This is a genomic window from Psychroflexus maritimus, from assembly GCF_011089875.1.
Classification (GTDB): Bacteria; Bacteroidota; Bacteroidia; order Flavobacteriales; family Flavobacteriaceae; genus Psychroflexus; species Psychroflexus maritimus.
The window spans coordinates 1-24,123 of the sequence record NZ_JAANAS010000048.1; the positions used below are offsets into that span (position 1 = coordinate 1).

The 24,123-nt window shown below is 33.8% G+C and carries 28 protein-coding genes; 11 read left to right on the plus strand and 17 right to left on the minus strand.

Annotation, left to right across the window (positions count from 1 at the left end; genetic code table 11):
* Positions 1 to 202 precede the first annotated feature (202 nt).
* On the minus strand, positions 203 to 721 hold the full coding sequence (locus G7034_RS06650; RefSeq protein ID WP_166400187.1) for a hypothetical protein: 519 nt from the start codon (positions 719 to 721) through the stop codon (positions 203 to 205).
* A 145-nt stretch (positions 722 to 866) separates the two neighbouring features.
* Here G7034_RS06650 and G7034_RS06655 point away from each other — a divergent pair, with 145 nt between their 5' ends.
* From G7034_RS06655 to G7034_RS06665, 3 genes are read left to right on the plus strand one after another with little or no spacing between them, the layout of a single operon-like run.
* The gene (locus G7034_RS06655) at positions 867 to 1,925 is read left to right on the plus strand and encodes a 3-oxoacyl-ACP synthase III family protein (RefSeq protein ID WP_166400188.1); all 1,059 of its coding nucleotides are present in this window, start codon (positions 867 to 869) and stop codon (positions 1,923 to 1,925) included.
* Positions 1,925 to 2,446 (plus strand): methyltransferase, encoded by a 522-nt coding sequence (locus tag G7034_RS06660; protein WP_166400189.1) that lies wholly within the window; start codon positions 1,925 to 1,927, stop codon positions 2,444 to 2,446. The genes G7034_RS06655 and G7034_RS06660 overlap by 1 nt, the downstream gene beginning before the upstream one ends.
* 5 nt (positions 2,447 to 2,451) lie before the next feature.
* On the plus strand, positions 2,452 to 3,315 hold the full coding sequence (locus G7034_RS06665; RefSeq protein ID WP_166400190.1) for a glycosyltransferase family 2 protein: 864 nt from the start codon (positions 2,452 to 2,454) through the stop codon (positions 3,313 to 3,315).
* Here G7034_RS06665 and G7034_RS06670 read toward each other — a convergent pair whose 3' ends face one another.
* From G7034_RS06670 to G7034_RS06680, 3 genes are all read right to left on the minus strand, one after another.
* Entirely contained in the window at positions 3,316 to 4,590 is a 1,275-nt protein-coding gene (locus tag G7034_RS06670; protein ID WP_166400191.1) for an ATP-binding protein, read from the minus strand. It abuts the gene before it with no gap.
* Positions 4,591 to 4,869: 279 nt separating this feature from the next.
* Positions 4,870 to 5,820 (minus strand): M48 family metallopeptidase, encoded by a 951-nt coding sequence (locus G7034_RS06675; protein WP_166400192.1) that lies wholly within the window; start codon positions 5,818 to 5,820, stop codon positions 4,870 to 4,872.
* 9 nt (positions 5,821 to 5,829) lie between these two features.
* The gene (locus tag G7034_RS06680; protein ID WP_166400193.1) at positions 5,830 to 6,390 is read right to left on the minus strand and encodes a LemA family protein; all 561 of its coding nucleotides are present in this window, start codon (positions 6,388 to 6,390) and stop codon (positions 5,830 to 5,832) included.
* 150 nt (positions 6,391 to 6,540) lie between these two features.
* On the opposite strand from G7034_RS06680, the gene G7034_RS06685 reads away from it, so the two are divergent.
* On the plus strand, positions 6,541 to 7,305 hold the full coding sequence (locus G7034_RS06685) for a hypothetical protein (protein ID WP_166400194.1): 765 nt from the start codon (positions 6,541 to 6,543) through the stop codon (positions 7,303 to 7,305).
* Between the two features lie 43 nt (positions 7,306 to 7,348).
* On the opposite strand, the gene purE is transcribed toward G7034_RS06685, so the two are convergent.
* The 8 genes from purE to G7034_RS11980 all read right to left on the minus strand — a co-directional run bounded on the left by purE (position 7,349) and on the right by G7034_RS11980 (position 14,474).
* Positions 7,349 to 7,840: a 5-(carboxyamino)imidazole ribonucleotide mutase gene (gene purE, locus G7034_RS06690; protein WP_166400195.1), complete on the minus strand. Its 492-nt coding sequence runs from the start codon at positions 7,838 to 7,840 to the stop codon at positions 7,349 to 7,351.
* A gap of 5 nt (positions 7,841 to 7,845) precedes the next feature.
* Complete coding sequence (locus tag G7034_RS06695; protein ID WP_166400196.1) at positions 7,846 to 9,003, minus strand: 5-(carboxyamino)imidazole ribonucleotide synthase; 1,158 nt, start codon at positions 9,001 to 9,003, stop codon at positions 7,846 to 7,848.
* Between the two features lie 113 nt (positions 9,004 to 9,116).
* Positions 9,117 to 10,046, minus strand: coding sequence for a GYDIA family GHMP kinase (locus tag G7034_RS06700; RefSeq protein WP_166400197.1), 930 nt, complete (start codon positions 10,044 to 10,046; stop codon positions 9,117 to 9,119).
* 5 nt (positions 10,047 to 10,051) lie between these two features.
* On the minus strand, positions 10,052 to 10,627 hold the full coding sequence (locus tag G7034_RS06705; protein ID WP_166400198.1) for a 5-formyltetrahydrofolate cyclo-ligase: 576 nt from the start codon (positions 10,625 to 10,627) through the stop codon (positions 10,052 to 10,054).
* Positions 10,624 to 11,604, minus strand: a complete 981-nt coding sequence (locus G7034_RS06710) for a succinylglutamate desuccinylase/aspartoacylase family protein (protein ID WP_166400199.1) — start codon at positions 11,602 to 11,604, stop codon at positions 10,624 to 10,626. The genes G7034_RS06705 and G7034_RS06710 overlap by 4 nt, the downstream gene beginning before the upstream one ends.
* A 4-nt stretch (positions 11,605 to 11,608) precedes the next feature.
* Positions 11,609 to 12,481, minus strand: coding sequence for a 30S ribosomal protein S6--L-glutamate ligase (rimK, locus tag G7034_RS06715; RefSeq protein ID WP_166400200.1), 873 nt, complete (start codon positions 12,479 to 12,481; stop codon positions 11,609 to 11,611).
* 83 nt (positions 12,482 to 12,564) lie between these two features.
* Entirely contained in the window at positions 12,565 to 12,990 is a 426-nt protein-coding gene (locus G7034_RS06720) for an ATP-dependent zinc protease family protein (RefSeq protein ID WP_166400201.1), read from the minus strand.
* Positions 12,991 to 13,214: 224 nt separating this feature from the next.
* On the minus strand, positions 13,215 to 14,474 hold the full coding sequence (locus G7034_RS11980; protein ID WP_166400202.1) for a MutS-related protein: 1,260 nt from the start codon (positions 14,472 to 14,474) through the stop codon (positions 13,215 to 13,217).
* A 526-nt stretch (positions 14,475 to 15,000) separates the two neighbouring features.
* Here G7034_RS11980 and hemC point away from each other — a divergent pair.
* Positions 15,001 to 15,921, plus strand: coding sequence for a hydroxymethylbilane synthase (gene hemC / locus G7034_RS06730; protein ID WP_166400203.1), 921 nt, complete (start codon positions 15,001 to 15,003; stop codon positions 15,919 to 15,921).
* A 1-nt stretch (position 15,922) separates the two neighbouring features.
* Positions 15,923 to 16,579: a uroporphyrinogen-III synthase gene (locus G7034_RS06735; RefSeq protein ID WP_166400204.1), complete on the plus strand. Its 657-nt coding sequence runs from the start codon at positions 15,923 to 15,925 to the stop codon at positions 16,577 to 16,579.
* Between the two features lie 18 nt (positions 16,580 to 16,597).
* On the opposite strand, the gene G7034_RS06740 is transcribed toward G7034_RS06735, so the two are convergent.
* The 3 genes from G7034_RS06740 to surE are packed head-to-tail and all read right to left on the minus strand — an operon-like array spanning position 16,598 to position 18,163.
* A complete protein-coding gene (locus G7034_RS06740; RefSeq protein WP_166400205.1) occupies positions 16,598 to 17,080 on the minus strand; it encodes an acyl-CoA thioesterase in 483 nt (160 codons plus the stop codon).
* Positions 17,081 to 17,106: 26 nt separating this feature from the next.
* On the minus strand, positions 17,107 to 17,397 hold the full coding sequence (locus G7034_RS06745) for a hypothetical protein (protein WP_246166785.1): 291 nt from the start codon (positions 17,395 to 17,397) through the stop codon (positions 17,107 to 17,109).
* Positions 17,387 to 18,163: a 5'/3'-nucleotidase SurE gene (gene surE, locus G7034_RS06750; protein ID WP_166400206.1), complete on the minus strand. Its 777-nt coding sequence runs from the start codon at positions 18,161 to 18,163 to the stop codon at positions 17,387 to 17,389. Before surE ends, G7034_RS06745 begins: the two co-directional genes overlap by 11 nt.
* Positions 18,164 to 18,607: 444 nt before the next feature.
* Between surE and G7034_RS06755 the strand changes: the two genes are divergently transcribed.
* Genes G7034_RS06755 through G7034_RS06765 form a run of 3 tightly spaced genes read left to right on the plus strand, consistent with a single transcriptional unit; the run spans position 18,608 to position 20,319 of the window.
* Positions 18,608 to 19,216, plus strand: coding sequence for an outer membrane beta-barrel protein (locus tag G7034_RS06755; RefSeq protein ID WP_166400207.1), 609 nt, complete (start codon positions 18,608 to 18,610; stop codon positions 19,214 to 19,216).
* 46 nt (positions 19,217 to 19,262) lie between these two features.
* Positions 19,263 to 19,871, plus strand: a complete 609-nt coding sequence (locus G7034_RS06760; RefSeq protein ID WP_166400208.1) for an outer membrane beta-barrel protein — start codon at positions 19,263 to 19,265, stop codon at positions 19,869 to 19,871.
* Positions 19,872 to 19,875: 4 nt separating this feature from the next.
* The gene (locus G7034_RS06765) at positions 19,876 to 20,319 is read left to right on the plus strand and encodes a hypothetical protein (RefSeq protein ID WP_166400209.1); all 444 of its coding nucleotides are present in this window, start codon (positions 19,876 to 19,878) and stop codon (positions 20,317 to 20,319) included.
* 417 nt (positions 20,320 to 20,736) lie between these two features.
* On the opposite strand, the gene G7034_RS06770 is transcribed toward G7034_RS06765, so the two are convergent.
* Together G7034_RS06770 and G7034_RS06775 are read right to left on the minus strand one after the other, a co-directional pair.
* Positions 20,737 to 21,600 (minus strand): hypothetical protein, encoded by an 864-nt coding sequence (locus G7034_RS06770; RefSeq protein ID WP_166400210.1) that lies wholly within the window; start codon positions 21,598 to 21,600, stop codon positions 20,737 to 20,739.
* Between the two features lie 61 nt (positions 21,601 to 21,661).
* Positions 21,662 to 22,867 carry a PorT family protein gene (locus G7034_RS06775; protein ID WP_166400211.1) on the minus strand — a complete coding sequence of 402 codons (1,206 nt, stop codon included), beginning with the start codon at positions 22,865 to 22,867 and terminating at the stop codon, positions 21,662 to 21,664.
* A gap of 265 nt (positions 22,868 to 23,132) precedes the next feature.
* Between G7034_RS06775 and rplU the strand changes: the two genes are divergently transcribed.
* Complete coding sequence (gene rplU, locus G7034_RS06780; RefSeq protein ID WP_166400212.1) at positions 23,133 to 23,639, plus strand: 50S ribosomal protein L21; 507 nt, start codon at positions 23,133 to 23,135, stop codon at positions 23,637 to 23,639.
* A 19-nt stretch (positions 23,640 to 23,658) separates the two neighbouring features.
* Positions 23,659 to 23,919: a 50S ribosomal protein L27 gene (gene rpmA / locus G7034_RS06785; protein ID WP_166400213.1), complete on the plus strand. Its 261-nt coding sequence runs from the start codon at positions 23,659 to 23,661 to the stop codon at positions 23,917 to 23,919.
* Positions 23,920 to 24,123 lie beyond the last annotated feature (204 nt).

Below are 24,123 nucleotides of genomic sequence, written 5' to 3' on the forward strand. Positions count from 1 at the left end.
AATAATTTGCATCCCGTACGTACGGGACGGAAATTGTGAACAAGGAAATATATGGAAAAATGAATGAGCTAAATAGCGTCATTTGATGGTTAAATTGGTATTACCCGCAAAAAGTGAAAATTGTACTTACCACCAAAAGCTGTAAAATTGAAATTATTGAAAGGGCTATTCTACTGAATGTTGCGGGTAAAACGCCCAAAAGCTAGAAAAAAACTCGTATAAAAGGCATCCATGCTTCAGGGTAAACATTTTGACTCTCTCTAAATAAAACATTGTACCGAATACCTGCAATTACATTTCCGCTGCGGTAACCAAAGCCCAAAAACAGGGCCGTATTCCAAAATTGATTTCGTTGATTTTGCAAGCCTTCAATTTCTTGATTGACGTATAATTGCTCTAATTCAGCCGAAAGCTGAAGCTCTGGTGTGGGGTGCACAAACTGAATAAGACTTCCGCCGTAAAGCTGTGTGGTAAAGCGATTATTGAGTTTCATATAAGAGTATTGTAAACTTAGTCCAGTAGCTAACCAAGAATTAAAATTATAAACTCCCATAGGAGCGAGGCTGATGTTTGTATAATTGCTGCTGAAATTTAAACCAGCACCACCACCAAAGTCAACTTTTTCCCAAAAATCATAGGATTTAGTTGATTGTTGAGCTAAACACAACTGACCAAAAAATAAACTTACTACTACAAAGCGAATGATTTTTGAAATATTCATAGTATGAATTTGATTTAACTTGAAAATTGAATTAATATTTAATTTATTTTTACAAAAATGGCAAAAATTATCAGTTTAATTGAAATTTGCTTTGTAAAGTTCTTACAAGCCATTTAAAACTACTAATTTAGCATAAAAAAGTTATATGGGTGTAAAAATTGTTGGCGTAGGAAGTTTCATTCCTGAGTTTGTAAGAAAAAACAGCGATTTTTTAAATCATCATTTTTATACAAACCAAGGAGAAATTTTTGATGACGAACCTGATTTAATTTTAAAGAAGTTTGAGAAGATAACAGGGATAGAGGAGCGCAGGTACGTAGAAGATCATTTAACGGTTTCAGATATTGCTGTTTTGGCTTCAAAGAAAGCTATTGCAGACGCTAAAATTAATCCTGAAACCTTAGATTACATTATCTTTGCTCATAATTTTGGCGATGTAAAAAGCGATAGCAATCAAACCGATATTGTACCCAGTTTAGCGGCACGTGTAAAACACCAATTGAAAATTAAAAATCCAGATTGCAGCGCTTACGATATGATTTTTGGTTGTCCTGGTTGGGTAGAGTCCTGTATTCACGCCAAAGCTTTTATAGAGGCAGGAATGGCTAAAAATTGCTTGGTAATTGGTGCTGAGACCTTGTCTAGAGTAGTTGACCCACATGATAGGGATAGCATGATTTATGCCGATGGAGCTGGAGCTACCGTGCTTTCTTCTACCGATGAGCCAGGTGGAATAATGGCGCACGCTACCCAAAGTCATACCTATCAAGAATCTAATTATATTTACTTTGAGCGTTCGTTTAATCCTAGCATTGAGGAAAACACGAAGTACATTAAAATGCACGGCAGAAAAATATATAATTTTGCTTTAACTCACGTGCCACAAGCCATGAAAAAGTGTTTGGATGAAAGTGGTTTTGAAATTTCGCAGCTCAAAAAAATATTTATCCATCAAGCTAATGAAAAAATGGATGAAGCAATAGTTTCTAGGTTCTACCAACTGTATAACTTTGAAAAACCTGATGGGGTTATGCCTATGAGTATAAAAAATCTTGGTAATAGCAGTGTAGCTACCATTCCCACTTTATATGACTTATATTTACGAGGTGAATTTGGTGGCAATGATTTTGAAGCAGGCGATGTAATTATGTTTGCCTCGGTTGGTGCAGGTATGAATATAAACGCCATTATATATCAATATTAATGTACGAAGGAAAATTTCCCAAAAAAAGATATAAAAAAACCATTGACTTTATGCTTAAGCATCAAGCTCCTCCAACATCTGTCTTGGACTTAGGCATTGAGAATCCTTTTAGTGAAGTAATGCAAAATAAAGGTTATCAGGTTGCTAACACCAAAGGAGAGGATTTAGACCTTGATTTTACTACTGTAATGAATAGCAATGCTGAAATTACAACTGCTTTTGAAATTTTTGAACATTTACTTGCACCTTTTAACGTGTTGAGCAAACTTAAAAGCAACTATTTATTTGCAAGTATTCCGCTTAAACTCTGGTTTGCCAATGCTTATCAAAGCAAAACTGACCCTTGGGATAGACATTATCATGAGTTTGAAGATTGGCAGTTTGACTGGCTTTTAGAAAAATCGGGTTGGGAAATAATGGATTCCATTCAATTTACTAATCCCGTTAACAAAATTGGATTTAGACCGCTATTGCGGAAATTCACACCAAGGTATTATTTGGTTTATTGCAAAAGAAAATAAATACAGTGAACTTCTGCATCATCATACCTGCGCATAATGAAGAAGAAGTCATTGAAAAGTGCTTAGATTCTTTAATCAATCAATCTTATCCCGCTAATGAAATTATTGTTGTAGATGACCATTCTACCGACCAAACCGCACAAATAGTCAGCAAATTTACACAAGTCAATCCCAGTATTAAATTAGTTCACAACACAAGTTCTGAAGCTCATCAACCAGGCGAAAAGATTATCAATGCCTTTTATAAAGGAGTTGAAAATATTGAATATGCTTACCAAGTGATTTGTAAGTTTGACGCCGACTTAATTTTTCCACCTAATTATTTAAGCGAACTGAAAGCGAATTTTGAAGCGAACTCCAAATTAGGCATGGTAGCTGGATTTTGTTATATAGAAAATGAGCATGGCCAATGGGTGAAAGAGAAATTGACCAATGACGAGCACATTAGAGGACCATTGAAAGCTTATAGAAAACAATGTTTTGAAGACATTGGCGGACTAATAAAAGCCATGGGGTGGGACACTTTAGATGAACTTTTAGCAAGGTTTCAGGCTTGGGAAACCAAAACCTTACCACAATTACACGTAAAACACCTAAAGCCAACAGGACAACGTTATTCTAAAGAATTAGCCAAGCGTTTTGGAAGTGCTTTATACCAAATGGATTATGGATTAGTATTAAGTTTTTTAAGCCTGTTGAAGATTGCTTTATTGAAAAAAAAGCTTTCGTTTTTAATTCAGGGTTTGACCAGCTATTTTAAAGCTATTTATAAGCGGCCTCAAAAATTAGTCACAAAAGAAGAGGGAAGATTTATTAGAAACTACCGATGGAAAAAGATTAAAATAAAAATTTTTAAAAGTCATGAATAGTTAGGCCTCAAAGCCTTCTAGCAGCCAAAGCCATAAAGGAACCGCTTTTATTACTCCTAACTCCGTACGTATGGTTTTTTCTTCATCATAGGTAATCAAATAAGCTTTTTTTAGGTCGAATTCTTTCATGGATTGATAAAGCGATTTTACTTCTCTATCAAAGGTCTCTTTATCAGAAATACGGTAAGAAACCTGAATTAACCAATTGTTCTCAGGTACGTAAAAATCTACCTCTAATTTACGTTTGAGAAAATAAATAGAACATCCAAGTCGTCGTAGTTGTATATACACTAGATTTTCTAATAATTTAGTGTCTTGGTCTATCAGAAATAAGTTTAGTATTCCATTGTCTAAAAAATAATATTTTTTGTTGGTTTCTTTTTCTGAAAACTTACTGTGGTAATTGGAAATTGAAGCTATTAAATAAGATGATTCAAGATAGCTTAAATAATCAAACAAAGTATTATTCCCTATACTAACTCCTGTTGATTTAATTAAGTTTTTAATTCGATTAACCGAAGTCACGTTGTTTACACTTTCAGCCAACTTCTTAACTAACAATTTTAGAACTTTACTATTTGTAACCTTGAAACGCGTAATTAAATCTCCATAAAATAACTTTTGATAAACACTTGATAAATACTCTCTTTTATTTTGAAAATTGATTATTTCAGGAAATCCACCATAGCTTAAATACTCTTCGTAATGTTGATACAATTCGTATTTAGCAGTTGAATATCTTGTTGTTTTTGAATAGTCAAATTTTAAAAAACTTAAATATTCTTTAAATGATAAGGGTAAGATTTCTTTGTTAACAAACCTTCCGCCTAGCGATGATGCAATTTCAGAACTAAGCATCTCTGCATTACTTCCCGTAATGAAAACACGCAATCCATCATCGGCAAGTCTTCTTGCGAATATTTGCCAATGTTGAATAGTTTGAATTTCATCCATGAAAACTAGTGGTTGCTTATTGTATAATTCGAAATAAGCATCTATAATTTCATGCAAATTACTTGAATCAACCTCTAACAAGCGTTCGTCTTCAAAATTTATCATCAATATATCTTCCACGTTATTTTTACTCACATGACGCTGGATTATTTGGTATAAAAAATGAGATTTACCAGCTCTCCGAAGTCCTGTAAATACGTAGTTTGCTTTGTTTTCAATGCTGTAATCCCTTTTTGTTAAACTAACAGACTTAAGCCATTCTTGTTTTTCTACAATAATTTTTTTGAATAAATCCTTCATCCTGTATTTCTTATAAGACAAATATACTAATTTTTTATCTTTTGTATAAGACAAAATCGTCTATTCTTGTATTTAGTACAAGATAGATTTCGTGTTTAAATGGCATAATGATTTCTAGGAGAAATATTTTTTAAGTACAGGTAGATATTTTTTTTAGCTTAAGTAGGTGGAAAACTATTCAGTAAAATTCACTATTTATAGGGTACTACTGCTTGGAATCATTTTCAATTTTAAAAATTGTAAATCTAATTTGAAAAATATATAAATATTAAACCTTATCTACTTTAGAAAGTAATATAATTAAAACTGCTCTAAAAATTCAATTCGCTTTTTTATGGGAGGGTGGGTTGCAAAGAGCCCTCCAATGTTTCCAAACATGCTCATCTTTCCATCTTTAGGAGTATTTTCAATAAACATTTCTTGTACATCTTCACTTTTTACATCATCTACGTGATGATTAGGGGCAATCTTTTTCAGTGCTGAAGCAAGTGCCCAAGGTTTACGAGTCATTTCTGCAGCGCCAGAATCGGCCATGTATTCGCGTTTTCTACTTAATGAAAACTTGAATAAAAGTGAAATTATATAAGCCACAAAGGCAATCAACAAGATTATAATCATTGCTTTCCCTGAATCTTTATTATTTCTTCTAGACATTCCGCCATACAGAAAGCTTCTGAAAGCAATTTGAACAACAAAAGAAAAAATGCCCACAAAAATAACACTTACCACAAGCAGGCGAACATCTTTGTTTCTAATGTGTATTAATTCATGAGCAATCACACCCTCAAGCTCATCATCTTCAAGTTTTTCAATGATTCCTCGTGTTAAAGTTACCGTGTAATCTTTTTCTCTTAATCCGCTAGCGTAAGCATTTAAAGCTTGGCTTTCTATAATTTGAACTTTGGGCATCTTCATCCCTACGCTCATACAAAGATTCTCAACCAAATTATAGACGCGCATATTATTTTTACGCTCTAAGGTCTTTGCGCCTGTAGCCATAGAAATCATTTTTCCGTGGGCAAAATAGGCAATCAGGAACCAGATCAAAACTACAGCGATAGTTGGTGGAATTGCTCCTACAAATAAATCGAGAGCAACTTCTGGTTGAGGTTGATTTAATTCATTAAAAGTCAGGAAATAAACTACTGCATAAACAGCAGTCAAAATCAATAAAGGAAAGGCCATCAAAAGTAAAACTGACTTCCGATTATTCCTTCTAATTTGGGTTTGAATACCTACAAATTTTGACATTGAAATAATTTAGTTGAAACTTACATCAGGTGCTTTGTCTAAATCGGCTCTAGCCTCTCCTAAATCAAACATAGGTTGTCTTGAAAAACCAAACATCCCTGCAAAAACTACATTAGGGAATTTTTCAATAGCCGTGTTTAATTCACGCGTGGCTGAATTAAAGAATCTTCTTACCGCTGCTAGTTTATTTTCTAAATCAGATATTTCATTTTGCAGTTGCATAAAATTCTGACTTGCTTTTAAATCAGGATAAGCTTCAACTTGAATACTTAAGCCCTTTAAAGCAGAACCTAGTTCTTTTTCAGCGGCAATTTTATCGTTTATACCTGAAGCGCTAATGGCTTTTTGTCGAGCTTGCGTTACCGCTTCAAGTGTGCCACGCTCATGTTCCATATAACCTTTAACGGTGTTGACCAGCTGAGGTATTAAATCATGTCTTTGTTTCAGCTGAACATCAATATCAGCAAATGCATTTTCGCGAGTGTTTCTCAAGTTTACTAAACTGTTATAGATAGCAACAATCCAAACTACCAGTAGCACAATTACTCCTAATATAATCCAAATTTCCATGGTTAATGTTTTAAATTAATAAAGACAAATATAGGCTTTTAATAATTTAGTTGAGTTCTAAAGCAGTGACTAAAAAAATAATTATTTAAGTTTATTTTATGGGTATTAATTTTGTAACTTGCACTCATAATTATCTATAATCAGTAACTGATGAAAAAAAACTTTGTCATTTCAATTTTCCTCCTATTTATTAGTGTTTTTTATTTAAACGCACAACAAACTTCACCTGATGAACAAGCAACTTCATCAAATGAAAACTTTATAGAACAACAAGAATCTTCTTCCTTATTTAGAAAAGGAGATAGCTGGACAGAACTTAGGTTTGGTGTTAATTTTGATTCCCAACGAACTGACTTTGCCTACGACCCATTATTATTGAGGGTAGTGCCAAAAGAAAGGCAAGTAGATCATAGCTATTTTGTAGGCTTTAGTTATAGCGAATTTTTGACGAATAGTTTTATGATGGGAGGCGAGTTAAATTATGCCTATCAAGACGCACCCTCAGATCCAGGAAATTTTAGCTCGGTAAGTCAAATTGGAATTAGCATAAATTTAAGAAAATACTTCTTGCCCATTAAAAATAAGTTTGTATTCTTTGCTAATCTTAATTCAGGACTTTATTTTTTTGAATTGGATGACCCTATTGATAATCGAGAAAATTATATTAGAGTAGGCCTTGATTTTGGGGTCTCTTATATGCCTAATGAGCGACTTCAAATCTCATTATTTATGCCTGATATTGCTACTTATGTTAGTCAAAAAAGAAATTTCGACGCTGCATATGTCGGAGGAATTAACTTTATGCACAATAGATTTTTTAAATATCCCATGATAGGGGTTTCTTATAGGCTGGAAAATATTAAACATATTTTTATGCCAAAAGATGAAAATTACGAAGCTAAATCAGAGAATTAAATTTTCTAGTTTCAAGAAAGAGCTTGCTTCAACAAGCAACCCTTTATGATTTATCTTTAAGTTCCTGAGCGCCTTTCAAGACCTTTTCTTTCAAACCTTCTTTAAATTCAATTATTTGTTGTTGAATAGCTGTATTGCTTGCGCCTAAAATTTGTGCCGCTAAAATTCCTGCATTTTTAGCTCCATCTAAAGCCACAGTGGCCACAGGAACGCCTGCTGGCATTTGCAAAATAGATAAAACGGAATCCCAGCCATCAATCGAGTTTCTTGACTTCACAGGAACGCCAATAACAGGAAGTGGAGAAAGCGAAGCAATCATTCCCGGAAGATGAGCGGCTCCTCCAGCTCCAGCAATAACCACCTGAATGCCCCTTTCGTGTGCATTTTTTCCGTAATCCATTAATTTATCTGGTGTGCGATGAGCCGAAACAATATCCACTTCAACTTCAATTTCCATCGACTTTAAAAAGTCAATAGCTTCTTGCATTACCGGCAAATCACTTGTGCTTCCCATTATAACTCCTACCTTACTCATACTTTTTATCTTGAGATTACTTTAATTTTTTCTTTGACATCTTGGGCAAGACTTCTTGCTTTTTCAATATTTTCTCCAATAATACTTACATGCCCCATTTTTCTGAATGGACGCGTTTCTCTTTTTCCATAAATATGTGGAGTTACCCCTGGTAAACGCATAATTTCTTCCATATTCTCATAGAAGACATTACCTTGATGATTTGCTTCGCCAACTAAATTCACCATTACTGCGGCGCATTTTTGTTCGGTGGCACCTAAGGGCAAATCTAAAATAGCTCGTAGATGTTGTTCAAATTGATTGGTGTATGAAGCTTCAATAGAAAAATGCCCCGAATTATGGGGTCTTGGTGCTACTTCGTTAACTAAAACCTCATCCTCTGAAGTCTGAAACATTTCAACTGCTAACAAGCCTACGTGTTCAAAACTTGAAGAAACTTTCATGGCTAAATCGCGTGCCTTTTGGGCTACCGCATCATCAATTCGCGCTGGACTTAAAACGTATTCAACTTGATTGGCCGTAGGGTGAAACTCCATTTCTACCACCGGGTAAGTTTTGATTTCGCCAGCAACATTGCGCGCTACTATTACAGCTAACTCATTTTTAAAATCCACTAGTTCTTCGCGCATGCAAGCTACATCGGGTAAAGGAATTAAATCTTCCTGCTTTTTAATGACTGAAACTCCTTTTCCGTCATAACCACCGGTAAGCGATTTCCAAACAAAAGGAAAACTTACTTCTTTTCTGATAATGGCTTCATTTAAATCGGCTTTTGAATTAAATAATTGAAAATCGGCTGTAGGAATTTGATGCGTTTTATAAAATTGTTTTTGAACTCCTTTGTTCTGAATTTTTTTGAGCGTAGCCGATGAAGGAAAGACTTTTTTTCCTTCTTTTTCTAGAGTTTCAAGCGCCTCTACATTTACACTTTCAATCTCAAAAGTAAGTACATCTACTTTTCTTCCCAGCTGAAGCACTTGATTGTAATCCATCAAGTCTCCTGTTTCAAAAAAGTCTGCGGCAATTTTGCTAGGCGCGTCAGGATTAGGGTCCATGACGTGTGTTTTGATATCGAATTTTCGGGTGTCATAAAGCATCATTTTGCCCAATTGACCACCGCCTAGAATTCCTAAAGTAAACGAAGTTGAAAAATAATTTGCCATGCCGCAAAAGTAATCAAAATAATCATTGTGAAAAGGAAGTTTTTTGAAGAGGTTGTGTTTGAAAAATTATTTTGAGTGATTTAAGAAAAAAATTATTGATTTGACCAATTCTGTTAGACATCCAAAATCATTTCATCATAGTCAAGTATTGTAGAATAATTTCTTTTTCTGAAATATTCTTTTTGTGCTTCCCCACCAGTAGCCAGAATGAAATCACCTCCCCAAGCCCCTAAACTTTTAATGGCCTTGGGATAATCTTGAAATAAGCAACCTTTAATAGGAAATTCTTCTAATAAAGTCGCCATGATTTTTTCATGAGCGGTAAGTAAGCTTTCAAAATCAGCAAGTGAATCAGCATGTAAAATTTGTTGGCTAATTTCATCTATTCGCTCTTTGGCATCAAGCTTTGTAATTGGGTTTAAGGTTTTGTAGTGTTGAATGGCTTGGCGACTGTTTTTCTTCTGATTTAGATAGACAAAGAAAAGTTGATTTTTAAACTTCGGTAGAAATTGTGTGGGCTCAACTTGAATCTGATTTTCCTCTTTTTGATAGATTATTGGCGTTGAATTCTGTGCGCAAGCAATATCGTAACCGCTTCCACCAAATATTTTAAACTGCAATTGAAAAGCGTCAATTTCAGCCCATTGAGCAAAATTGTTAATTAAGGTGGAAGAACTGCCAAGCCCCCAATTTTTATCAAATTCCAATTTTGAACAAAATGAAAATCCATGTTTTTTCTGCTGAAATAATTTAGGTTTTTGAGAGGCGATGTAATTGAAAATTTCGATTAATTTTTGTGCTTCAGGGGAAGTTTCTTCCGAAGAAAAATTTAAATTTTGATTCCATTGAAAATCCATACTTAGCCAGGTAGAATTATCTGCCAATTTTGACTCCCAATGAATCTGTTGCGAAAATTGAGTAGTTTTCACCTTTAATTTTTGTCCTTTTTTTGTGGGGAGTCCCAAAGCTATCGCACCATCTAAAACTAAATATTCGCCGGTGAGGAGTAATTTTCCGTGACTATAAAATGTGGTAGAGTTCAAGTTGTTTAATTTTCTTGGTTAAAGGTATAAATTTCTTGTGGAGTAATGCAATAATCTAAGGGAACATCAGAATAATGTGCGTCTTCAACTACTTCTTCAGCTTCAAAAAAAGACAATCCGATTTTCATCACCTTGTTTTTACATTCGCTTAAAAACCGATCATAAAAACCTTTGCCATAGCCCACTCGATTTCCTTTTAAATCAAATGCTAGTAAAGGAAGAAAAACAACATCAATTTGTTTTGGAGAAACTTCAAAGCCATTTTCAGGTTCAGGAATTCCCCATTGATTAACCACTAATTTAGTAGCATCTGTAAGTAGAAAATGCTTCATTGAAGTATCTGAAAAGTCACTTTTTGAAATCACCACGTTTTTATCTCTACCTTGTAAAATGTGAAGTAAATAGTTGGTATCTACTTCGTTTTGGTGTTCAATAGAAAGAAACAAATGAAAGTTTTCTTTCTGCCAAATAGGTAAAGCTAAGCTTTTGTTAGCAATAGAAATACTTTTCTCTTCAATTATTGAAGGGGTCAATTCGCTTCGTTTTTGTTTGTAAATTTTTCTAAGTTCTTGTTTTTTCATTCTCCCGCTTCCTTTGAAATATGAAATATAGCATCACCTTGGTAAACTGTAGGCGCTTGATTCGCATTAATTACATAACCAGCTTTTTTCGCTTTTACTTTGTGTCTAAAAGTTCCGTAAGGGTCGGTAATAATAGCAATGTATTCGCCTTTTTCAACAAACTTTCCTAGGGGAATTTTAACATGAAGTAAACCGCTGTATTTAGCGCGTAACCAATAGGAATCTTCAATAATTATACTTTTTTTTTCAGGTTTTGTAAGGCTAACCCCCTCTTTTAGCATACCTAAATGATTGAGGATTCGTTTAATGCCGTTTACGCCTTCCATAGCAATGTATTTATCGCTGTGATTTGATTTTCCTCCTTCAAATAAAAGCGCAGGAATGTCAAGCTTTTCACAAGTATAGCGATAAGATTTTTTAATGTTAGAAGAAAACACTGTAAATGGTGCATGAAAAACTTTAGCGAGCTCAACATTTTTTTTGTTTTTTTTGTCAATTCTAATTTGTGCGGCATTAAAGCGAGAGGCTCCTCCCGTATGGAAATCCATGCACAAATTGGCAATAGGTAAAATTTCTTGTGAAATTAAATGCGCAAATCGACTAGCCAAAGCACCGGTTTTACTTCCTGGAAAAACCCGATTTAAATCCCTGCCATCAGGAAATTCGCGGGTGTTATTAATGAATCCATAAATATTGAGTACGGGAATACAAATAATGCTTCCTTTTTTGGGTTGATGTAATTTTTTGGCAATGAGCTGCCTAACCACTTCAACACCATTTATTTCGTCTCCGTGAATTCCGGCGGTAATTAAAACTACCGGTCCTTTTTTCTTAGAACGTTCAATAATGACGGGGACTTCAACAACTGTATGCGAATGAAGTTTGGCGGTAGAAATATTAATTCGCGTACTTTTTCCAGGCGGAATTACTTCGCCAAGCAAGTGCATTTTATTTTCTTCATCAATGAATGGCTTCATTTAGCTATACATTTTTTTCGATATACCGAATAATAGTTTTGGCAATATCTTTACCTGTAGCTTTTTCAATTCCTTCTAATCCAGGTGAAGAATTAACTTCTAAAATTAATGGCCCTCGGCTAGATTGTAGCATATCTACCCCAGCTACACCTAATTTCATGGCTTTTGCTGCACGAATAGCGGCAATTTCTTCATCATCAGAAAGTTCAATTACTTCAGCTTTTCCGCCTTGGTGAAGGTTGGAACGAAACTCACCTTCTTTTCCTTGGCGTTTCATAGCGCCAACCACATGTCCATCTACAATAAAAACCCGAACATCAGCGCCTTTAGCTTCTTTGATAAACTCTTGCACTATAACGCGCGCTTTTAGGCCATTAAAAGCTTCGATTACCGATTTAGCGGCATTTTTGGTTTCGGCAAGAACCACGCCTAAACCTTGGGTTCCTTCTAGCAGTTTTACCACTAACGGAGTTCCGCCCACGCGATTGATCACACCTTCTACATCTCTAGAATAATTAGTAAAAACCGTTTTTGGTAAACCAATTTTTGCTTTAGAGAGCACTTGAAGGCTTCTCAATTTATCTCTACTTCTTATTAAAGCTTCAGAATCAACCGTAGAAAAGGCGCCCATCATTTCAAATTGCCTTACTACAGCAGTTCCATAAAAAGTAACTGAAGCCCCAATTCTAGGAATGATGGCATCTACTTCAGTAAGCGATTCTCCTTTGTAAACAATGCTGGGTTTTCGTTTTTCAATCACTAAATCACATTTTAAATGATCTATAACCTCCACCTGGTGTTTTCTTTTTTCGGCAGCTTCTACCAAACGCTTGGTAGAATACAAATCGGAATTCCTAGAAAGGATTTTAATATTCATTGGTTTTCATCTGTTTATAATTATTATTTTTTTAGTGGTCAGATGCGACACTTATACTCACTTTATTATGTGTAGATCATTGTTTACGAGTGCTTCATTTTTTGAGAAACGTCTTCTAAATCAGTATCTACGATAAATTTTTTATTTAAAAATTTGCGTCCAATAAGAACGGGATTTTTCATTTTATTTCTATTGGCCAAAGAAAGCGAAATCTTATATATTTTGCCAAATAATTTAATATCCGTTTTTATTTGATAACGTTTTTGTAACTGACCATTACTACTTCGTACTTTTATTTCTTCAAAAGTAGTAAATGAAATTTCTTTAGCTGTATTTTTTGAATTTTTTTCTCCATCTGAAAACGTAGCATAAAGCACCTTATTTTCAATGCGAAAATCGTCACAATGAATGGAAGAGGTATAAGCTCCTGTATCTATTTTGATAGGTACATTTTCTAGAGCTAACTTAGGGAAATCGGCATGGTCTCTACGTCCAATAATTTTTTTCATCTGTTAATTTTATTGTTTTTTAGTGGTCATATGTAACACGTATAATCATGCCTTTGTGTGTATAAACTTTATATATGCGTGTTTCATTTGCACTAAATTCCTGAAATTTAAATTTACAAAATTCGAAACAAATGTAGGTGAAAATGTTTTTTGTTTGTTAATTAAGGTTTTGAGTTTATTAGAAAAGTTAGTTAGTGAGCTAAATTAAAAAGTGACGTATATATTTATTTTTTCAGTAATTCTTTTAAGCCTGAGCTTTCAAACAAAATACTTCCTAACTTTAAATCGGACCAACCTTCTTTTAATTGATAGGTGAAATTAGGCGTTCCATTATTCATTTCTACATCTAAATAAAGCTGAAGTACATTATTGTTTTGATTTTCTTTAAGCGATTGATGATGCGTAGAAATAAAAAAACAAGATGAATTGAACTTAGTTAGGCCTTTAATTGTTACAGGCATTATTTTGTTCATATCCTCTTGATTGGTTGAACTAAAAAGTTCGTCAAAAATAGCAAAACAACTAGATTTAATGGAACAGCTTAAGGTCTTTTTTAGATGATGGAGTTCATTCATAAATTGACTGTAGCCTTTTTTGGAGTTGTCTTTTTTATTCAGAATAACAATAAAGTTAGAAAAAAATGGAATTTTAGCACTTTGTGCTGGCACTGCTAGACCTAAATGAGATAAATATACACACGTAGCCACAGTTTTTAAAAATGTTGATTTACCAGACATATTGGGGCCATTTAATACAATAACATTTTTAGTGGTTGTTAATGAATAATTTACTGGGTTTTTAATAAATGGATTAATCAGATTATTAAGGCTAAGCTGATTTTTAGAAAATGCTGGAAACTGAAAATTGTTTTTAGAAATCCCTTTACTTATAGACAGGTAAGTTTCAAATTCAATTAATCTGTCCCAGAACAATTGAATTTCCTGATTTTTTTTGAGCTCATTGATTTGATGTAAAAGGGAATTTATCTCATTTTTGTTTAGTCCTCTTTCTCTTATTTTCTCCTCATTTTTTACAAGATCAAATAAGTTAAAAAAGTTTTGAATTTTCCTTATTCTAAGGGTGTATGTAGTTGGAAATTTTGATACATCTATTTTTGAAAAAAAATTCTGTTGTAATTTATAAAACAGTAAAATTAGCTGGCTTAGTTTGCTTTTTAATTGGTTAGTTTGAGTGCTTGAAGCAAACCATTTTATGATGCTTGGTTTTTCTGTATAAGCTTCAATAATTTCACTTTTTAAAAAAGCATGCATCTCATTAAAATACAAAACTGGATAGGTATAATCGTTTAAAACTTCTTGCTGGAGAAAGCCTTTTAATATTGACTGAACCATTTTAATTTCTTCAACCGACTTTAAAGGATTGTTCAACAAATCAATAAGCTTATCCCTGGTTAAATTGTTGAGCGTAAAATCAAAAAGTGAACAGATTTCATTTTCTATATTTAAATCGTCTATTTGGTTCACATTAACTATTTTTGGTTTCAGTAAAGATAGGGATAATGTAATTAATAGTTCTGCCAAATTCCTTTACTTGCAATTCATATAGCATTAATTATTAAATGATAAGTGAGTTTTTTGGTTTAAAACCTATACCCTAAACCAATCTGCAATGTTGTATCTGTAAGCTGAAGGGATTCCTCTTCAACTGAAAAAGCATCCTCAAAATCAGTATTTATGTTAAACAATAAAATGGCATACAAATTTGTTGATATTAGGAATTCTAAAACCTATATTGCTCTGAAATCCATAAGTTGAATTATTTTCTATGGTTGACGCTAAATCTTGGCTAAATTTTCAGTATCTTCATTTTTCTGCGCAAATGCAAATTGACTGATAAAAATTAGTAGAAATGTGAGTGTTTTTTTCATGCTTTGATTTCCCTCAATCAAAGCTAATAAAAAACTTAGACTCCTTCCCCCAAAATTTTAAAAAATCCAATCAACTCATCAACTCCCTATTCCTTATCTTTGCTGAAATTTAAATCCATAACATGGCGGTAAATCAAGTAATTAAAATAGGAACAAGAGATAGTGAATTAGCGCTTTGGCAAGCGAATACAGTGAAAAATCAACTGGAAAATTTAGGTTTTCAGGTGGAGCTCTTCCCTGTAAAGTCAACAGGCGATTTAAACTTAGACCAACCCTTGTACGAAATGGGCATAACCGGCATTTTTACTAAAACACTAGATGTAGCGCTAATTAAAGGCGAAATTGATGTTGCCGTGCACTCCATGAAAGACGTCCCAACTCAGTTACCTAAAGGCGTGATGCAAGCGGCGGTTTTACCCCGTGCTAATGTCAAGGATATTTTAATTCATAAAGGCACCGATTTCCTTAAAGAGGAAAAAGGAGTAATTGCTACAGGAAGCTTGCGAAGAAAAGCACAGTGGCTGAATAAATATCCCACCCATGAAGTAGAAAATTTACGCGGAAATGTGAACACGCGACTTCAAAAACTTTCAGATAGCCAAACTTGGAATGGAGCCATTTTTGCCGCTGCTGGACTTGAACGCATCGACTTAAAACCTGAAAATTACTCGGATTTAGATTGGATGATTCCCGCGCCTGCACAAGGGGCAATGTTAGCCGTTTGTATGGAAAATAATTCCTTTTGCCAAGAGGCTCTTGCTCAATTAAATCATTACGAAACTGAAGTCTGCGTTACTATAGAACGTGAATTTTTACGTGCCTTAGAAGGCGGATGTACAGCACCCATTGGAGCATTAGCCAAAATTGAAGGAAATGAAGTTCATTTTAAGGGCGCTTTATTCAGCTTAGATGGAAAGCAAAAAGTAAGCATTGAGCAACGTATTTCTTTGGACGATGCATCAGGCTTCGGAAAAAAATGCGCCCAAGAAGTTTTGGACAAAGGCGGACAACCTATTCTAGAAGAATTGAGAAAAATCTTGTAAAATGCCCAGTGTTTTATCTACCAAAATGTTAACCCCTGCTCAAAAAAATCTGATTTTAAATTTGGACTTTAGTTTGGTAGAATACAATGCTATTCAAACCACACCACTCAGCGAAATTAACCACCTCAAAAATCAGCGTTTTGAAAATGCGATCATCACTAGTCAGAAGTCGGTTAAAATCATCAACGAATTAAAGTTAGACTTCAAGCAGGTGTTTTGTGTGGGAAAAAAAACACAACAAGCATTACAAGATTTAGGATACAAGGTGGTGGAAGTAACCAATTATGGTCAAGACTTAGCTGAAATAATTAGCACAAATTACGCTCATTTAAGCTTCAATTTTTTCTGTGGAAAATTGCGTAATGAGGCTATTCCGAATCAATTAAAGCAACATCAAATTAGCTTCACCGAACACCAATTGTATGAAACAAAGCTCAACCCTAAAAAATTTGAACGCGAATTTGAGGCGATCTTGTTTTTTAGTCCGAGTGCTGTAAGAAGCTTTTTTAATCAAAACAAGGCTCAACATTCACAACTCATTTGCATAGGAAGCACTACCGCTCAAGAAGCAAAAAAAATCAGTAAAAATGTACATATTGCCAAGACAACCAGTATTGAAAGTTGTATTGTGAAGTTGAATGAGTTGTTTTTGAAATAAACTCAATACAAACATACCTTATCGCTCCAAATCCTTCGGAAAAACTTGATGTTTTCTGGTGTCTTCTTTAGTTAATAACTTGAACCCTTCCGCTTTATCTAAAATTTTAATTTTTTTAAGCAAATCTTCAGGTAGAGGAGAAAGTTGTCTGGTTTTTAGGTCAATCCAAGCGCCTAACATTTCAGCTCTTGCGCAGTTTTTACCCTGTTGGTTATACAGATTATGTACAAATTCAAAAAACATTCCGTCTTCAGAAATGCCCTTCAATTCAACACTAACTGTAACCGAGTCTTCGGGCATAATTTCTTTAAAGTAGTAAATATGCTCATAAAAAACCACCGGTCCTAAACCTAACTTCACCAATTCTTTTGAGCTCATGCCACTTTCAATTAAAAAAGCCATTCGTGTATGACTCATAAAATTCTGGTAAGCCGAATTAGCTAAATGCCGATTAGCATCTAAATCAGACCAACGGATTTCAAATTTCTTAGTAAACTTCATTCTCTAATAATAAGTATTTTAAAAATTTATTGAAGATACAAAACCAAGGTAGCTATTGCCACCAAAACGGTAGCTACCACAACACCTCTAGCGCGATAAATTAAATTTCGTCTTAAAAACAAGTAAAAAGGAGCAAAATTGAGAACGGCTCCAAGGGCCATAAATTTGCCTAAAATCCCTGTTTGATAAGCGGTTGAAACCGTGCGTTCAAAATCTTCCTCCACAAAAACGGCAATAAAAAAAAACATGCCTAATGCGTTTGCAATTAATCCTATAATAGCGCCTATAGCTATTTCTTTTTTTACATTAATGTTCAAAATTCCAGTTTTTAAATTCTTTTAAAGCGTGATAAGCAGTCAAATCAAATTGAACTGGCACTACCGAAATATAATTATTTTCCAGTGCCCATTCATCTGTATCTTTACCTCCATCTTGGTTCACAAATTCACCTGTTAACCAGTAATAATCTCTCCCGTGGGGGGTTTGGCGTTTGTCAAAATTTTCTACCCAATTGGCTTTGGCTTGTCGGCATAAACGCAAGCCTTTAATTTTCTCTTTTTCTACCGCAGGAAAATTCACATTCAGCACCGTAGCCCTAGGCAAGCCATTATCCAACACCATATTCACAATGTATTTTATAAACTCGGTAGTATGGCTAAAATCAGCATTCATTGAATAATCCAGTAACGAAAAACCAACCGCAGGAATATCGCTAGTTCCCGCTTCCACAGCCGCACTCATGGTCCCCGAATAAATTACATTAATCGAAGAATTAGACCCGTGATTAATTCCACTTACACAAATATCTGGTTTTCGTTTCATAATTTCTTGCGTAGCAATTTTCACACAATCGGCAGGCGTCCCAGAGCAACTATATTCACGCACTTGGTCATCCAAATGCACCTCATCACAATACAGGTTATCATTAACGGTTATGGCGTGTCCCATACCACTTTGCGGACGATCGGGCGCCACAACAATCACCTCGCCAATCTCTTTCATGATTGAAATTAAATGCCGAATTCCAGGCGCTGTAATTCCATCATCATTAGTTACTAAAATCAAGGGTTTTTTCTCACTCATACGTTTAAATTGAGCTACAAAAATGCACAAATAAAAACGCAATTCATAACAATTTTTAATTTCTATAAGGATATACATTTTTTTTTGAAGCCGAGAACCTGCTTTCCGTTTCAAGTCCGCAATTGTAAGCCAAGTTTTTTAAACCATTTAAAGAGCTTCCTGACGGTCGCTTTTCAATAGTAAAAAAACTAAAAGCTTACAATTTTACGGGTTTTACACTTCAATCAGGGCTAGGGTTTTCGTTTTCAATTCATTATTAAACTCATTCAAACTTTCCTGAATCATTAAAATTTATTTATTTTAGAAGTCAATCTTTAAGCACTTCAGTAATCTAAAATATTTATTCAGAAATTCTATTTGTAGAAACAGAAAAAAATAATAAGTTTGTTTCTAAATAATTTCTATTTTGAAAATTTTGTTTTACCACTTTTCTATACAAAACACATGAAAAAAACATTACTTTTTTTATTATTACTATCAACAGCTTACTTTAGTCAAGCCCAAACAGAACAAGGAAAATTTGTAATTGATGCTAAATCGAACTTTGGGTTTATCAACAACAGTCCAAATCAAAACATTAAAAACGAATTCAACATCAACCTACAAGGAGGCTATGCGCTTTTAGATAATTTATTTATAGGACCAAGTTTAGATTATGAGTCACTGAATATTAGCAATGATGAACTAAGAATAAGCGGTTTTCTATACGGAGCTTTTGCGCAATATTTTTTTAATTTTAAAGAAGACCAAAAAGTCTTACCTTATATAAGCATAAATTATTTTTTTGGAGAAAATAGGATAGATAATTTAATAATTGCAAGTCCTGATAGTTCAGGTATTTCAATAAGTGATAGCTTTAGCGTTAATAAACTTTCTTTAAATGCGGGTATAAGTATATTTTTAATCCCAAAAAAACTTACCTTAGATCTTAACCTTAATTACACAAAAAGAGATTTTCTTTTAACCGACGATTTTATTGTTACTGATTTCGGTTCTGATCCAGATGACATAAAAATCTATCAATTTAACTTAGGTTTTAGCTTGTTCCTATAAAATCACTCAATTCATTAAAATAACAGTATTTTAATTTTACACACCCATGAAAAATTATACCAAATCAACTTATATCAACCTACTATTAATAAGTGCTTTGTTTCTATTAGCTTCACAAAATAGTTTTGCCCAAGTGGAAGAGGAAGCAAAAGAAGACCAAACTAACATCCCAAGGTTAATAAGAGAAGGGACCACCTATTTAGGCGCTTCTGTAGGTTTAAATATTGCACAAACTAAATTACCAAATGGTGAATCTGAACTTAATGTAAATGGTGGTGGTAAAGCGCAATACGCATTTGCAGATTATTTTGCTTTTGGTGGAGAGTTTGTAGTATCAGGCTATGTCCCCGCAAGCGAAATCGTACCAAGTACATGGATTATAGCAATGGGGCCGTCTCTAAGTTTTTTTATCCCTAACAATTCTCCATTAACCCCTTATGCCGGTGCTTCTGGAGGTTATGCACACGTATTAATAGGCGAAAATCAAGAGGATGAAAGCGGTAGTTTTTACTCTGGTAATTTGGGCGTTGTGTATGAAGTTAATCATTTTTTTGGAATTGGACTAGAATACAGTTACAGCAAATTTAACTTTGCCAACAATGTAAGCTCTTTCAGTCTTGGTGGTTTTGGTCTCGGTGTGTTTTTTAGCCTTTAATCTAATGCGCATACAAATAAATCAACCAAAACTGTTTTTTGCAAACGCTAGTCAAGCTCAAACTACAACTTATGGAGCTCCAAAACAAAAAAGACCCATCGCTCAAAAAAAAGCATTAATAGGAAAAAGAGCAGTTTACCTGGTGGGGAGTTCAAGTTTAAACTTTGGACAACAAAGCTTAAGCGATGGAAGTAAACAAACTTCCTTAAATCTTAATGCCAGTGGTTTTTACGCGCTCAATAAATACATTGCTGTTGGCGGTTTTGCGGCATTAGATTTTACCCGCAGGTCTGTTGTTGATAATGCTAATTTTTGGCAATTTGATTTTGGGCCTCAAATAGGTTTCTTTCTACCTAATAAATCACCCATTAAACCTTATAACCTGAGTTCGATTATAATCACAAAGTCAAAATCAATAAGGATATTCAGTTACAAGGCAATTTTTTGAAGGATAGCCTTAGCTATCGTGATAAAAATTAACGCTGTAAATGGATGTWCTTATTGAATAAAATAGAGTAATCAGTTTTAAACAGCAATCTACTTTACTTTTTTACTCCGCAATATCCAGATATTACGTCTTAAAAAAGTTCGTATCTTACTATTTAAAACAGTTTTGACAAAGTGAGAATAATCGAACTCAGGTTTATATATCTGGCTCAATTGGCCCTGCACGAATTATTAATAGGGCGGCAGATCAAGGCAATGAAGATGGATATTACCTGAGAAGTGAGCTAGGTTTGATTTACGAACTTTCTCCTGTGGTAGGCTTAGTTTTAGCATGCAATTATAGAAAATCCTTTTTTGACTCTTATTCCAATACAAGTGAGTTAGGTCTTAATTTTGGAATTATATTAAGTTTATAAGCTTATTTTATCAATTCATCAGAGTCCATTTGCATACCTTCAAAAAGTTGAATGCGCTGCTCTTCAATTTCAATTTCTTTGTTAATTAGTTGGAGCATTTGCTTATTGGTGCTTTTGTCTTTAGTAAACTTACTTACCGCAATCAAAAAACTGATTCCGTAAATCATCACAGCAATAGGCTCAATAATTATAACAACCAAACATATTGCATTAGCTCCAATAGAGCTTAATAAGCTCTTTTCACCAGTTCTTGCGTAATTAAGCATCCATATCGTTCCAAAACCAGCGTATCGCTTAAAGTCAGGCTTGTTATAGTTGGATTTCTGATTTTCGTAGTGTTTCTTCTGTATTTTTGCCCCCTTCAAAGAAAGTACGATAGTTTCTTTAATCAGTCTTTGTGTAAGTTCAATTATTTTTTGAAGTTTTTCTAATTGGCTTTCGTTTTTTTCTTCTTCTAATTCCAATAAATCGGTAATAATTTCAGCTTTATGCATAAATTCGCTTTCCATTTTAAATACCATAGTTGACTCATCGGTGTCTAAGTAACCATCTTGTTTTGCTTTATGGATTTCAGTTTTCATTACTTCGTAAACACCAGCTAATTTTCTTACCATAGTTGGTGCTGTGAAAGTAGTGGCAAAACCAATAGCGCGGTCAAAATCGGTTGAGGTAATCTTTTCTTCTTCAGCTGGCTGACTAACTGTTTGTTGTTGTACTGGTTTACTTGTTTGTTGTCGTTTTTGTGAAGTTGAGTTGCTTCCAACTCTTCGGTAGGGTGAAGAATGGCGGTCGCCAAAAACCTGATTACTTATTACTTTGCCTAAATCTCTACCAACTTGGCGAACAACTGATTTTGTAAATGACATACTAGAAAATTTTAATCGACTAAAATAGGAATTTATTTCTGATGGTAAAAAATTAAATCATTCAAAAAAGCTGGTAAGCAAAAATTAAGGATATGGAATTAAAACTTGATGAATGACTTGTATAGGGCTGCACTAAGTCTCTATTTAAATGCCACCTTAATTCAAAACCAATATTGTTACTTATGGAATAGCCTGCTCCAAAAAAAGCATTAGCAGATCTAGAAATATCTAAATTTCCACCAACATTCCCTTCAATAGAAGAATTAAATGGAAAATCAGCAACTCCACCAGCGTTGATGAAAAGTTTTTGAACCTCAGTTAGAAAGAAGTAGTGTCTCACGCCAAAACCTAATTCTATTGAGGTATAATTTGCTTCTCTAAATCTTGGAGTAGCAAAGGAATCATAATCAACTCTAGAAGAATAACTTTGAAAAACTGGCTCAAAAATTATAGACCATTTACTATTATTATAGGGCAATATGTATTCCAATTCCAAGCCTATTCGAAAAGCAAGCTGAGAGCCAAAGTTATCAGTATCTCTTCCAGGACTATCCACCTCAAGAAAGCCAAATTGTGCACCAGGTCTTATTTTTAAGTTCATGTCAACTTTACGTTCTTTTTTGAATTCCTCTTGTTCCTCTTCAAAACATGAATTGTATGTTTTAACTATCTTTTTAAGTGGTTTTTCAAGATAAGCTAAATTTTCAAAATTTTTCAGTTGAAGTTGATCACATTTTAATGCAGTATATAGTTGATTTCTAAAATAATTAATTGTTGCTATTTTATTTTGTTCATTTAAATATTGCTTATAAATTAATTGTTCAAGCACTTCTTGGTGTTCCAAAAAATAACGACTAAAATTTGCTTCAGAGTATTTATAAAGAGAAGCTTTCCCTCTGATTAAGGTTTTTAAAAATATACTTTTGTCTTCATAGTTTAAGCTGGAATCTTTAACTAACCTATTTACACTTGTTGGAGTCACCTCAACAGGTAGTGTCTGGGCAATAAAAATGTCACCTTCTAAAAATTGAAAAGAACGTACTTGTGAAGGGAGAAATTTCTTTTCATCTGATTCCATTGAAGATTTAAATAAAAAATGATTAGGTGAAAACATCCAATCATTATCTCGAATAAAGCCATGAATGGTATCATTTTTTAAATTCACATAAAAGCCTTCTTTAAATTGGTCTTGAGAATAAATTAAGATAGGGCTAAGAGAGAAAATTAAAATTAATACTGATGAAGCAAATTTTTGAATTATGCACATAATAGAAAAACATGAGTTTTAATGAAAGGGTAAATATATGAAATAAAATAATTTAAATTTACGAATCATTACTTATACCAGTTATTATTTGAAATTACTGTAAAAGAAAATAGCCTCCATCTTCAGGTAGGGGATGAAAAAATGCAGACCCATTCTGCTTTAACCAAAACCTCTCAAAAACCAACACTTCAAAAATTTTCAATAAGTACTTCATTTTAAAAAGAAAAAAAGTATATTTGCACCCTTAAAAATAAACATAGAAATTATGCATGCAGTTGTAGAGATGGCAGGGCAGCAATTTAAAGTTGCAAAAGACCAAAAGGTTTTTGTACATCGTTTAGACGCTAACGAAGGTGATAGCGTCACTTTTGACAATGTAATGTTGTTAATTGACGGTGAACAAACTACCATTGGCGCCCCGGTTATAGAAGGTGCTCAAGTTAAAGCGAAAGTTTTAAGACACCTTAAAGGCGATAAAGTTATTGTCTTTAAAAAGAAAAGGCGTAAAGGTTACCAAAAGAAAAATGGTCACCGTCAATCATTTACAGAAATTTCTGTAGAAGATATTTTATCTTCTGGCGCAAGCAAGCCGACTCCCAAGAAAAAGTCGAAAGCAGCACCAAAGAAAGAAGCTAAAAAAGAAGAGCAATCAGCCGGACAAGACTTAGAAAGTATGACCGTAGCCGAGTTGAAAAAATTAGCAAAAGAAAGAGGGCTTGAAGGATATTCTGCATTGAAAAAAGCAGAGTTAATTGAAGCTTTAAGTAAGTAACATTTAAAAACCAAGGAACATGGCTCACAAGAAAGGAGTAGGTAGTTCAAAGAACGGAAGAGAATCAGAATCGAAACGATTAGGTGTGAAAATTTTTGGCGGACAACCTGCAGTAGCTGGTAACATTATTGTTAGACAAAGAGGTACTGCGCACCGTCCAGGTGAAAATGTTTACGCTGGAAAAGATCATACATTACATGCCAAAGTTGATGGTATAGTAAAATTTAGCAGAACACAAGGCGATAAGTCTTATGTTTCAATTGAACCATTTGAGGCTTAATCACCTCTATCAAGTTTTTATACAAAGCTGTTTTGTTAATCAAAGCAGCTTTTTTTATTCCCAACCCATTAATTTTCAATGCTTAAAAAATAAGTTTATATTTTTTTGTAGAAACAGTTGGAAGATGTGTAAAAAAGGTAGTATTTTTGCCGTCCCGAAAGTGGTAAAAGTTCATTGAGAAATAGCGTAAAATTAACTTAAAAA